Annotated in this window: 9 protein-coding genes and 4 pseudogenes; 6 read left to right on the top strand and 7 right to left on the bottom strand. The window is 63.8% G+C overall.

The window, feature by feature from the left end:
• The coding region (locus EDD25_RS16800; RefSeq protein WP_134174978.1) for a GntR family transcriptional regulator at nucleotides 1-524 on the top strand (524 nt) is incomplete at its 5' end.
• 10 nt (nucleotides 525-534) lie between these two features.
• The gene (locus EDD25_RS16795; protein WP_134172445.1) at nucleotides 535-1,911 is read left to right on the top strand and encodes an NADP-dependent succinic semialdehyde dehydrogenase; all 1,377 of its coding nucleotides are present in this window, start codon (nucleotides 535-537) and stop codon (nucleotides 1,909-1,911) included.
• Between the two features lie 74 nt (nucleotides 1,912-1,985).
• Here the strand turns inward: EDD25_RS16795 and EDD25_RS16790 are convergent, their stop codons facing one another.
• The 7 genes from EDD25_RS16790 to EDD25_RS16760 form a co-directional block, all read right to left on the bottom strand.
• On the bottom strand, nucleotides 1,986-3,284 hold the full coding sequence (locus EDD25_RS16790) for a M24 family metallopeptidase (RefSeq protein ID WP_134174976.1): 1,299 nt from the start codon (nucleotides 3,282-3,284) through the stop codon (nucleotides 1,986-1,988).
• An 80-nt stretch (nucleotides 3,285-3,364) separates the two neighbouring features.
• Nucleotides 3,365-4,330 carry a sugar ABC transporter substrate-binding protein gene (locus tag EDD25_RS16785; RefSeq protein ID WP_241986256.1) on the bottom strand — a complete coding sequence of 322 codons (966 nt, stop codon included), beginning with the start codon at nucleotides 4,328-4,330 and terminating at the stop codon, nucleotides 3,365-3,367.
• Nucleotides 4,331-4,413: 83 nt separating this feature from the next.
• Nucleotides 4,414-5,430 (bottom strand): ABC transporter permease, encoded by a 1,017-nt coding sequence (locus EDD25_RS16780; RefSeq protein ID WP_134174974.1) that lies wholly within the window; start codon nucleotides 5,428-5,430, stop codon nucleotides 4,414-4,416.
• Nucleotides 5,427-6,362 (bottom strand): ABC transporter permease, encoded by a 936-nt coding sequence (locus EDD25_RS16775; protein WP_198418818.1) that lies wholly within the window; start codon nucleotides 6,360-6,362, stop codon nucleotides 5,427-5,429. The genes EDD25_RS16780 and EDD25_RS16775 overlap by 4 nt, the downstream gene beginning before the upstream one ends.
• 71 nt (nucleotides 6,363-6,433) lie before the next feature.
• A complete protein-coding gene (locus tag EDD25_RS16770) occupies nucleotides 6,434-7,966 on the bottom strand; it encodes a sugar ABC transporter ATP-binding protein (protein WP_134174970.1) in 1,533 nt (510 codons plus the stop codon).
• 46 nt (nucleotides 7,967-8,012) lie between these two features.
• The gene (locus EDD25_RS16765; protein ID WP_166671336.1) at nucleotides 8,013-8,792 is read right to left on the bottom strand and encodes an SDR family NAD(P)-dependent oxidoreductase; all 780 of its coding nucleotides are present in this window, start codon (nucleotides 8,790-8,792) and stop codon (nucleotides 8,013-8,015) included.
• A gap of 153 nt (nucleotides 8,793-8,945) precedes the next feature.
• The gene (locus EDD25_RS16760; protein ID WP_241986255.1) at nucleotides 8,946-9,641 is read right to left on the bottom strand and encodes a helix-turn-helix domain-containing protein; all 696 of its coding nucleotides are present in this window, start codon (nucleotides 9,639-9,641) and stop codon (nucleotides 8,946-8,948) included.
• Nucleotides 9,642-9,882: 241 nt separating this feature from the next.
• On the opposite strand from EDD25_RS16760, the pseudogene EDD25_RS16755 reads away from it, so the two are divergent.
• The 4 pseudogenes from EDD25_RS16755 to EDD25_RS16745 form a co-directional block, all read left to right on the top strand.
• Nucleotides 9,883-10,188, top strand: a pseudogene (locus tag EDD25_RS16755) (recombinase family protein); the annotation flags it as partial.
• 248 nt (nucleotides 10,189-10,436) lie between these two features.
• Nucleotides 10,437-10,730, top strand: a pseudogene (locus EDD25_RS18085) (transposase); the annotation flags it as partial.
• Nucleotides 10,723-10,980 (top strand): annotated as a pseudogene (locus EDD25_RS17650) (IS30 family transposase); the annotation flags it as partial. The pseudogenes EDD25_RS18085 and EDD25_RS17650, both read left to right, overlap by 8 nt.
• Nucleotides 10,970-11,565: pseudogene (locus EDD25_RS16745) on the top strand (transposase); the annotation flags it as partial. The pseudogenes EDD25_RS17650 and EDD25_RS16745, both read left to right, overlap by 11 nt.
• Nucleotides 11,566-11,671: the final 106 nt, after the last annotated feature.

The raw sequence follows: 11,671 nt of genomic DNA, 5'->3' as shown, positions 1-11,671 counted from the left end.
CCCTGGAGTCCGACGGACTCGTCCACCTCGTCGCCAACACGGGCGCCTGGGTCAACCGGCTGACCCTCGCCGACTGCGAGGAGATCTACCAGACCCGTGAGCGCCTCGAACCGCTCCTGCTCCGCTACGCGATGCCCCACCTCGACGACGCCCGGCTCGACCTGCTCGATGAGCTGGCCCAGGCCATGGAGGACACGACCGAGGTCGACGAGTTCCTGCGGCTCGACCGCGAATTCCACCTCTCCTCCTACGAGCCCAGCGGCACCCATATTCTCGGCGACCTCGTGCGCCGGCTCTGGAACTCCACCCAGTTCTACCGCCGCGCCTACACCATGCTCCTCGACGACGACCGTCGGCGGATCATGCACGACGAGCACCACCTGCTCACGACAGCCCTGCGCGAGGGCGACGCAGACGGCGCCGAGCGCGTCGTCGAGTCACACATCCGCCGTACCCGGCTCCAGCTCGCGCGGCATCCGGAGGTCTTCGACCTCCCCACGAGCCGAGAGGCACACTCCAAATGAAAGGCACCCCATGGCGATCGCGACCGTAAACCCCACCACAGGACTGACAGAGCAGGAGTTCGAGGCGCACACCGCCGAGGAGATCGAGCACCGGATCGGCGAGGCGGATGCCGCCCACGCGGCCCTGCGCGCCACCGACTACCCCGAGCGGGCCGGCTGGATGCGGGCCGCCGCCGAGCTGATCGAGGGCGACCTCGACGAGCTCGCGACGCTGCTGACGGTGGAGATGGGCAAGCCCATCGCGCAGTCCCGGGCCGAAGTGCTCAAATGCGCGAAAAACATGCGCTTCTACGCCGAGCACGCCTCCTCATTCCTCGCCGACGAGCAGCTCGCCGACCCCGCCGCCGTGAACGCGACCAGCGCCTGGACGCGGTACGACCCGCTCGGCGTCGTGCTCGCCGTGATGCCGTGGAACTACCCGCTCTGGCAGGTCATCCGCTTCGCCGCGCCCGCGCTCATGGCCGGCAACACGGGCCTACTCAAGCACGCCTCGAACGTGCCGCAGACCGCGATCTACCTCGACACCCTGTTCGAGCGCGGCGGATTCCCGACCGGCTCCTTCCGCACGCTGCTCATCGGCGCCCGCGAGGTCGCCGCGGTGATTCAGGACCCGAGGGTCAAGGCCGTGACCCTCACCGGCTCCGAGCCCGCCGGTCGCTCAGTCGCCACCGTCGCCGGCGAGCAGGTGAAGAAGGCCGTGCTCGAGCTCGGCGGATCCGACCCGTTCATCGTCATGCCCTCGGCTGACCTTGACGCGGCATCCAGCACCGCGGTGAAGGCGCGGGTATCAAACAACGGCCAATCCTGCATCGCCGGGAAACGGTTCATCGTGCACAGCGACGTCTACGACGAGTTCACCCGCCTCTTCGGCGAGAAGATGGCCGCGCTCACCGTCGGTGACCCGAAGGACGAGGCCACCGACGTCGGCCCGCTCGCGACCGAGTCCGGCCGCGACGAGATCGCGGAGCTCGTGGCGGATGCCGTGGCGAAGGGCGCCACAGTCGTCACCGGCGGCCGGGTGCCCGACCGCGCCGGCTGGTTCTACGAACCAACCGTGCTCGCCGGACTCACGAACGACATGCGCCTCGTGATGGAGGAGGCCTTCGGGCCGGTCGCCACGCTGTACCGGGTCGCCGACCGCGACGAGGCCGTCGCGATCGCCAACCAGACGACCTTCGGCCTGAGCTCCTCAGTCTGGACCCACGACGCCACCGAGGAGTCGTTCTTCGTGCGCGCGGTGGATGCCGGCGCGGTCTTCATCAACGGTATGACAGTGTCGTACCCGGAGCTGCCGTTCGGCGGCATCAAAGACTCCGGCTACGGGCGAGAGCTCGCCGCCGCGGGAATCCAGGAGTTCTGCAACCTGAAGACAGTGTGGAAGGCCTGATTCGGCGGCGCTGAGAGACGGCACACAGATGGGGCGGGCCCGCGGGCCCGCCCCATCTGTGTGCGCCCGCGCGATCAGTAGAACTTCTTGTACGGGTTGGCAACGAAAAGCTCCTGGGCAGGGAACTTCGTGAGCACCTGCGCGCCGTTGTTTGTGATCACGACCTCCTCTTCGATCCGGGCGGCCGAGACGCCGTCGGAGGCCGGGCAGTAGGTCTCCAGTGCGAAGACCATACCGGCCTTGATCTCGACGGGATGCTCGAGACTGTTCAGCCTCGAGATGATCGGGCGTTCGTGCAAGCCCAGGCCGAGGCCGTGCCCGAACTGCAGGCCGAACGCCTCCATCTCGTTGGCGAAGCCCAGATCAGTCGCCTTGGGCCAGAGCAGCGCGACCTCGTCGGTTCCGACGCCATCAGCGACCTTATTAATCGCGGCATCCATCCATTCCCGGGCTTTGGTATAGGCATCATGCTGGCTCGGAGTGGAGCTGCCGACCGAGAAAGTGCGGTAGTAACAGGTGCGGTACCCGTTGAACGAGTGAATGATATCGAAGAACGCCTGGTCACCGGGGCGGATGAGGCGGTCGGAGAAGTTGTGCGGATGCGGGTTGCACCGTTCACCCGAGACCGCGTTGATCGCCTCGACCTGGTCCGACCCCATCTCATAAAGCCGCTTGCTCGCGAGCGCGACAATCTCGTTCTCGCGAATACCAGGACGCAAGGCCTCGGAGATGTCCTGATAGACACCGTCGACCATCGCCGCGGCCTGGCTGAGCAGCATAATTTCGTCGACGGACTTGATCGACCGGGCATCCAGCATCGACTGCTGGATATCGACGACCTTGAGCCCCTGCGCCTGCATCTCGAACAGGAAAGCCGGCTCGACGATATCGACACCAACCGGGAGATTGGCGACGCCCGCATCGGTGAGCAGTCCCTTGATGACCTTCACAGCGTCACGCATCAAACCCGCCTCCGGCGCGATCGCGCCGCGGAGCCCGAGCATGCCAGCGTGACTGTGGTCTTGTTCCAGCCAGGGCGCGAACATGCGGTGATGTTTGGCCGCCGAACCGAAGTCCCACAGGTGTGGCTTGCCGTCCCGGCCGAGCAGCGCGTACCGCGACATCTTGTCGCCCAGGGCACCGCCGATCCAAGTCTGGGTCGTGTAACGGATGTTGTAGAAGTCGAATAGTAGGAAGGCGCCACACTCGCTCGCCTCAAGTGAGTCCATCGCCCGGCCGAGACGGTAGCGGCGCAAGCGGTCGAAATCGACCCGCTTCTCGTAATCCACCGCCATGTGGCCCGGGGCAGGAATCATCCTGTTATCGAAATTTAGTGCGGATTCCGGCACCGCGCGGTCGAAAGACAAAGTCATTTGCTTCTCCTGAAAGAGTGTGGAAATGCGAATCCCCGGGCGGGCGCCGTCAGCGCCCACCCGGGGCTGTCATGCGTTGGTTACCACTCGGCGGGGTAGTCGGCTGCATTCTCCTTGGTGATCTCGGGTACCGGCATGAAGTAGTTCGGCTCCAGTGTCTTTCCGTCGATCGCTTCAACGATGTACTTGACGGCATTCTCGCCGTCCCACACCGGGGACTGGAACAGGGTCCCGTACTGCTTGCCCGAGAGAACGTTGGGCTGGCCCAGTTCCGTGTTGCCGGTTCCGACGACCGGAATGGTGGTCGGGTCGATGCCGCGGTTCTCCATGGCCTCGATCGCGCCAGCGGCCATAGTGTCATCCACGGCGTAGATTGCGTCGATGTTCTCTTCGCCGAGGCTTGTGAGCATTTCCGACGTCACGGTCAGTGCAACGTCCTTGGCCCAGTCGCCCGGCTGCTGGCCGATGACCGTGACGTTCGGGTAGCTCGCGGCGAGCTCGTCCCGGAAGCCGGCCTCACGGTCGATGGCCGTGGAGTTTCCGGAGAGTCCCTGCACGATGATGATGTTGCCGCCCTTGTCGCCGAGCACGTCGCCGATGAGCTTGGCCGCTGCCCGGCCGACGCCGTCGTTTGAGGGGCCGGTGTAGGTGCCGACCAAGGACTTGTCCTCGGGCAAGACGTCCGAATTCGAGGCATTCACGGGGATTCCGGCGGCCTTGGCCGCTTCGAGGCACGGACGGATGGTGTCAACCGCGGCCGGCCAGAGGATGATTCCATCAGGCTTGGACGCGATGGCCACGGAGCACTCGTTCGCCTGCTTTGCCGAGTCGTACTCCGCGTTCGTGATGGTGAGGTTGACACCCATATCGGCGGCTGCTGCGTTCATTGCCTTGAGGTAGTTGGTGCCGTAGGGCTGGTCATTGCCCTGGGGAAGCAGAGCATAGACGTTGTAGCCGCCGTCGGTGCCGGCGTCGCTGCCCGCATCCGCTCCGTTGCTAGCCGAACAACCGCTCAGGGCCAGTCCTGCCACGGCCAATACACTCACTAGTACTACTCGAGAATTTCGCATCATATGCTTCTTTCTTGTTCGTTTCTCAGTGCGCCACCGGATGGTGACTCAGTGCCGCGTTACGCTGAAGCGTTCGCTTTTCTCTGGGTGAGCCTCTGGAAGCGCCCGGAGAGAGCACGAAGATTGTTGGGTTCTGTCGTGATTGCCACGAGCAGGATGATGCCGATCAGCACGTCCTGCACTTCACGGGGTGTTCCCGCGAAGGTCAGCCCGACCTGCATGAGGCCGAGCGCGAAGGCGCCGATCATGGTTCCGACGAGCGAGCCGCGGCCGCCGTTGAGCAGGTTGCCGCCGATGATGACGGCGGCGAAGCTCGCCAGCAGCACGCTCGATCCAGCGGTCGGATCGGCGGCGGTGAGCTCGAGCGTGTTGATGACGCCGGCGAGCGCTGCCACGAAGCCGCAGAGCATGAACGCGGTGAACAGTCGCAGCTTCACCGGGATGCCAGCATCGATCGCAGCCTGGCGGTTGCCACCGACGGCGTAGAACTCACGGCCCGCACGCATCCGGGAGATGAAGAAGTGCAGCGCGATGAACAGCAGAATGAAGACGAGCACGCGTGGGGTGAGCGGTCCGAGCAGTTGCCGGCCAAAGGCGAGCGCCGAGTCGATGTCGGTGACTCGTACCGGCCGCCCGTCGCTGAGCACGAATGCGAGTCCGCGAAGGGCGAAGAGCGTGCCCAGGGTGGCGATGAACGAGTTCACCCCCACGATCACGATGAGGAAGGCGTTGAGCGCCCCGATCACCAGACCGGTTATGAGGCCGACAATGATTCCGAGCCCCAGGTCCGGGATGGTCGCCACAACCACGCCGGTCAGGGCGAGCGTGCTGCCCACGCTCAGGTCGAGTTCACCCTGCAGCACCACGAGGGTCAGGCCCAGCGCGACCATGCCGACGAGTGCGACCCGGGCGAGACTGACACCGTACGCATTGAAGACGATGGGCTGCTGCATGGCGATGACGACAATCACGAGGATGAGCAGAACGACTGCCCGGCCCTCGGTGCGACGCGCCACCGTGTTCTTGACGCGGTTCCAGGTACCCGTCTGCGTTTCCTGAAGCTTGATCGTACTCATCGCTTTTCCGCCTTTCGTGCCAGGGCATCCAGTGCAACGGCAAAGACGATGACCGCACCGGTGACCAACTGTTGCCAGGCGAAGGAGAACCCGGAGAGAACTAAAATGTTCGAGAGCACACTGATGAATATGACGCCGATGAAGGTTCGGAAAATACTTCCGCGCCCGCCGAAGAGGCTGTTGCCACCGATGATCACGGCCGCCAGCGCCCGGAAGTCGTAACCCTCACTCATGGTCGACACCGCGGTGTTGGAGTAGGCGGCGAGCACGAACCCGGCGATCATCGCGGCCAGAGCGGTCAGCACGAAGGCGCCGACGACGACTCCGCCACTGTTCACTCCGGCAAGTCGCGTGGCTTGCTTGTTGGAACCGTACGAGCGGATCATGAAGCCGAACTTGGTGCGCGAGAGCACGATACCCGCGACGATAGCGACGACGATGAGCACGAAGGCGCTGAGCGGAAAGGGGCCCACCCGGGCATCTCCAAATGCGTCAATCGGTCCGCCGGTCGGCCCGTAGTAAATCGTACCGCCGGTGACGAGGCTCAGGATACCGGCCCCGATCCCGGTCGTTCCGAGGGTGACCACCACGGCATTCGCCTTGAGGAATCCCACGGAGATGCCGTTGACCAGGCCGTACAGCAGGGCGAAGAACAAGGCGATCGCCATCGCTCCGAGAACGCCGTAGGTCGGGCTCAGCGCCATCAGGATCACACCGGAGGTTGCGATCTGCGCCACGACCGACAGGTCGATGTAGTTCGCGCTGATCACGACGAATGTCATGCCGATGGCGACGATACCAATGGCGGACGCGCGGTGGAAAACGTCGATGATGTTCACCGAGCTGGCGAACCCGTTCACGAAGATCGCGGAGAAGACCAGCAGTACCGCGGTGAAGATGAAAATACCGCGGCTGGCTACCCAGGCGACCATTTTCGAGGCGCTGTTCCCTGACCCGCCTCGTGTACTCGCCAGTGTCGGCGTCTTGATTATCTCGGTATGAGTCATGAGGAACTCGCCACCCTTTCTCCTGCAGCCAGCGCCATGACCGACCGTTCGTTTGCTTCATCGGGCGAGAGCGTTCCCATAATGCGGCCGTCTCTGACGACATGGATGACGTCGGACAGTTCGAGCAACTCAGGCAGGTCGGAGCTGACAACGAGCACCGCAGTGCCCTGGTCGGCGAGCTCCCGCAACAAGCGGTGGATTTCGGACTTGGCTCCGACGTCCACTCCGCGGGTGGGTTCGTCGAGCACGATCAGTTTCGGCTCCCGACCCAGCCACTTGGCGATGACGACCTTCTGCTGGTTACCGCCGCTGTACTGGCCGGCCGCTCGGTCTACCTCGGGCGGTCGGAGTCCGACGGTGTTCGCGAGCCGCATCGCGAACTCGGCGATCTTTCCTCGTTGCAGAAACCCTCCTGTGGAGAGAGCCGCTCGGTTGGGAAGTGTGATGTTCTCAGCCACGGTCATATCGAGCGCGAGCCCCTCCGTTCGGCGCTCCTCCGGGATGAATGCGATACCGCTGCGGACCGCATGCCCGTACCCGTTGATGTTCTTGGTTTCGCCGTCGATGGTGATGGTCGCGGTGCCGGCCGTGCGGGGGTCCACGCCGATTATCGCTCGCACGAGCTCGCTGCGGCCCGCACCGACGAGTCCGCCGATGCCGACGATTTCGCCAGCGCGAACGTCGAGGTCGATGCCGTTGACCCGTGCCGCTCGAATGCCGCGCGCCGAGAGTACGACGGCCCCCGGATCGGCCACCCGGCGGGTCTGCAGATCGAGCTTGAGCTCCCGGCCGACCATCTTGTCGATGACGGCGTTCGGACTAGTCTCGGCGATGGTCATGACCTCGACGACCTGGCCGTCGCGGAGGATCGTGGCCCGCTCGCAGATTCGGAACACCTCGGGAATCCGGTGGGAGATGTAGATGATCGCCAGGCCCCTGGCGGCCAGCCGCTGGAGCATGCTGAGCAGATAATCGGTCTCGGCCGGAGTCAGCGTGGCGGTGGGTTCATCGAGAATGAGAACCCGCGGGTTTCGGGCGACCGCGCGGGCAATCTCGACAAACTGGCGCAGTGCCATCGAGAGCCGGGACACGGGCTCGTTGAGGTCGACGGAGACGCCGATCTGGTCGAGCGCGTCGCCGGCGATCTTCCGCTGGCGGGCCGAGTCGATCACACCGAATTTCGTCGGCGTCACCCCGAGCAGGATGTTCTCGGCGACCGTCATCTCGGGGATGAGGCTGAGCTCCTGGTGCACCAGGGCGATTCCTGCCTCCAGTGAGGCCTTCGCTCCCGGTTCCAGGAGTTTCCCATCGACGCTGACCCCGCCACTGTCCGGTGTCAGGATGCCGGCGAGGATGCGCATCAGCGTCGATTTGCCTGCGCCGTTCTCTCCGACGACGGCGTGGATCTCACCTGCGGCGACGGTTATACCGACCTGGTCGACGGCGACGGCACCGCCGAACCGCTTGACGATGTCGTGCGCTTCAATAACCGTTTTTCGAACCGGTTGAGCGTCTCGTGCTGTACTCATGTGCAGGGGCTCCTTTGCCGCAGGTGAGATCGAACTGTGCGAGAGATTAGTGGAGCAGCTGCCCGCCAGTGACGTTCATCGACGCGCCCGTGATGTTGCGCGCTTTGTCGGACAACAGGAAGGCAACTGCCTCACCGATGTCGTCCGGCTCCTGCGGACGGCCGAGCGGAATCGGCGCGATCGCGCCTGCCCATGCCTCTTCCCGGGTGATGCCGCCGGCCGCCGCGGCCTTGTCGAGCATCGGCTCCCAGAGCGGCGTGCGCACGACGCCGGGCAGCACGGCATTCACGGTGATGTCGTAGGGGGCGAGCTCAACGGCGAGCGACTGGGTGAGGCCCATCACACCGAATTTGCTGGCACAGTAGTGGCTGAATAGCGGGATGCCGCGGAGCCCCACGAAGGAGGCGTTCGAGACAATACGTCCGGAGCGGCGTTCGATCATCTGATCCACGACCGCCCTGGTGGTGTGGAAGACCCCGTTGAGGTTCACATTGATGACGCGGTTCCACTCGTCCTCGTCCATCTCGTTGAACGGAACGCGGTTCGAGATGCCGGCGTTGTTCACGAGTCCATCGACCCGGCCGAAACGCTTCGTCGCATCCGCCACGACACCGCGGCTGGAATCGCCGCTCGTCACGTCGTGCTGGAGGCCGAGGGCGAGTCCGCCGGCCGAGGTGATCTCCGTCGCGATGCTCTCGGCAGCCTCGAGCCGAATATCGGTGATGACCACCTGCGCACCGTGTTCGGCGACCACCTTGGCGATGCCAGCTCCGATGCCGGAACCTCCGCCGGTTACGAGAATTACCTTGCCTGTTAGATCAGCCACGACTGTCAACCTCCATTGGTTGTGCGGAATGGTTCACACATAAGGTGTCAACCTGTGGACCACACTAGTGGTTGGATCCAATGGAAAGCAAGACCGCTGTAATTTAAAAAACCACTGCCGGTCGACAGGCAGAATCCGCCCGTGGCCGCGGAGTCAGAAGCTGGAATGCCGCTCAGTGGAACTCGCCGCGGCACCGCGTGCGCCAGAGTCTCCCCGCTCATCTAGAACGAGCCACACCGCCCTGACCGGCTCGGTCGAGCTGTTCCAGAAGCGATGCGGGATGCGCGAATCGAAGGCGATCGAGTCCCCGACATGCATTTGGGTCTGGCTGAATCCCACCTGCGCGTTGAGCGTTCCCGAGACAATGACACCGTACTCGCGCCCGCCGTGGCGGATGAAGTCCTCCGGCGGCTGGGTTCCCGGCGCGGAGTCGTAGACCACCTCGATGAATTCGGCGCCGTCTTCGGCACGCGGGGTGAGCCGCTCCCAGCGTGGGCCGAATTTGAGGCGGATTGTCGGGCGTGCGTTGCCGCGCAGCACAATGCCCGCCTCGTCAAGCGAGGTATTCTGCGCCGTCGCGACGACCCCCTCGAGCGGCACGATCGGCTCGCCCTCGGTCGTCGCGGCCGCTTCGAAGAGGCTGTCCATCGAGATGCCCAGCGCGCTGACGACGTTGTAGAGAGCCCGCACGCTGAAGGCGGCCAGCCCCCGCTCGACCTGGGAGACATGGCTGGCCGAGACGTCGATGCGGCGCCCGAGCTCGCGGATGCTCATGCCGGCGGCCTCCCGTGATGCGCGGATGCGCGCGCCGACGGTGAGCCATTCGGACGCGGCTTCAGGTTCGTCCACCGAATTCTCCCTTTTTCTCGCCCGATACGGTGGGTCAGCCCGTCATCAGAGAACCCCGATAACACAGACAGTGTATCTCTACACAGAACAGGACGGGAGATTCCGACGACGCTGGTGGCCTCGATCCCGGCGCGGGTGAGCCGGCTGTTCGCATCGGCGCTGCTGCCGTACGTGGTCCGAGCGACGACCCTGCGCCCGTGAAGAACCTCATCGCCTTCACCGACCCTCTCGAGCACGCCGCGTCGGGTTCCGCTCCCTCACCGATCAAATCGAAATGACGACCGCTGCGGGCCGAATCTTCTTCCACGTCATGGCCGCCCTCGCCCTAATGGAACGAGCACTCACCGTCGAACGCACCCGCGCCGGGCTCGAGGCCGCTCGCAAACGCGTCATGACCAACCGCAAGATCACGGACGCGAGGCAACTGCTCGCCCAAGGCATCTCCGCCGCCGATATCCCCCACAACGTCGGGGGCTCGATCCCGACCCTCTACCGGTGGATCCCGGCTAGTGACCGCGAAACCGGAAAACCGGAAAACCGAGCTTGAAGCACACTAACCAGGCCCGTCGCCGGCACCTTCCTCAGGAATCGCCAAAACCGACTCGCCAGAAAGCACACCGTCCGGCCCAGAATCCAGGTCCAAGTCCTTATCTCCCCGCAGCAAGAATCACAGACCGTGGCATGCATAAATGGATTCGCCAGCGAGAAGGGACTGTCTCTTAAACGGTGTTTCCGGCCTAACACGCTGGACTTGGGTCTGGCGGGAAAGGTGCCGCGATGACGACACCTGACGCTGTGACGAAGAAGACAAAAACTGAGCCCACCCGTGAGGAGGTGGCCGCGAAGGAATGGGTGCGCCTGGCCCAAGAGCAAGGGCTGGCCCTGGATGGTCCGAATGGGCTGCTGGGCCAGTTCACGAAAACATTTCTTGAGACGGCGCTGAACGAGGAAATGAACGATCACCTCGGCCCTGAGAAGAACCGGGTGCCGGACGAGCGCGACGACACCAACGTGAGAAACGGAACCCGACCCAAAACGGTCATCAGTCCCACGACCGGGCCCGTGACGATTCAGGCACCCCGAGACCGGACTCCAGATCTACTTCGCCGATCCTCATTCGCCATGGCAGCGCGGCACGAACGAGAACACCAACGGGCTCCTTCGTCAATACTTTCCCAAGGGCACCGATCTGAATCGTTGGGACCAAGAATATCTCAACACCGTCGCCGACGAACTCAACGACCGGCCTCGCACCTGCCTAGGAGATATCTCACCCGAGCGCGCTATGCGACACTTAGGACACCGCACAAGAACATACCCGATTCGCAACGACCATTAGAAACCGCCGCGTCTACGCGGCGATCCTTATTGACGCGATCGTGGTGAAGATCTGGGACGGTCTGAAAGGACTGCACGACGTCGTGGGAAACGTCTGGCCGCTGACGATGGTGCAAACGTGTGTCATTCACCTGCTTCGGAACACGTTCAGGCTCGCGTCGAAGAAGGACTGGGACACACTGAAACGGGCCGTGAAACCGACCTAGACCGCTGCTCTGTCGATGCCGCCCGCGCAGCGTTGGACGATCTGACCGAAACCTGGGGCAAGAAGTACGGTGCGATTATCAGGCTCTGGGAATCGGGGTGGGAAGAATTCACCCCGTTCCTGTCGTATGACCCCGAGATTCGCCAGGTAATCTGCTCCACCAACGCGATCGAATCGCTCAACGCCCGCTACCGGCGAGCAGTGCGAGCTCGAGGACATTTCCCCACCGAACAAGCGGCTCTAAAATGCTTGTACCTCGTGACCCGCAGTCTCGACCCCACCGGGGTGGGCCGAACAAGGTGGACGATGCATTGGAAGCCAGCTCTCAACGCCTTCGCCATCACGTTTCAGGAGCGCTGGCCGAACGCCGAATCCTACTAACGAAAAACGCCGGAAACACCGTTACTGAGACACTCCCGGTGATGCTGCGCGCGATGATTTCAACGCTGGTTTCGGTCATCGCTAACTGGATTGCGATGACAGGAAT

The sequence above is a fragment of the Cryobacterium psychrophilum genome, from assembly GCF_004365915.1.
Taxonomy (GTDB): Bacteria; Actinomycetota; Actinomycetes; order Actinomycetales; family Microbacteriaceae; genus Cryobacterium; species Cryobacterium psychrophilum.
The sequence above is the reverse complement of the archived record's forward strand: the minus strand, read 5'-3'. Positions and strand labels throughout refer to the sequence as shown.